Here is a 218-nt window from a genome sequence, read left to right as displayed (position 1 = left end):
AGCTCCCGAGCAGCGCCGAGATGACGGTCGCCGGGATCGCGTACAGCGCGCTGTTTATGAGGCCGCGTCCGAGCGCGTCGAACGCCGTGCGCCACTTCTCCAGCGTGAACGTGCTCCCCGTCGGCGGCGCGAACGGGAGCGACCCGGTGACGCCGGTCGACGTCTTGAACGAGGTGACGAGCCCGGACTCGATCGGGATCATGAAGAACGCCAAGATC

1 pseudogene is annotated in these 218 nt (G+C 67.4%); it reads right to left on the bottom strand.

The features are described 5' to 3' along the window. Positions 1 to 218, bottom strand: a pseudogene (locus EXE45_RS19280) (carbohydrate ABC transporter permease); the annotation flags it as partial.

It is taken from the genome of Halorubrum sp. SP9, from assembly GCF_005435015.1.
Lineage (GTDB): Archaea > Halobacteriota > Halobacteria > Halobacteriales > Haloferacaceae > Halorubrum > Halorubrum sodomense.
This window is presented reverse-complemented; position numbering and strand designations above follow the sequence as displayed.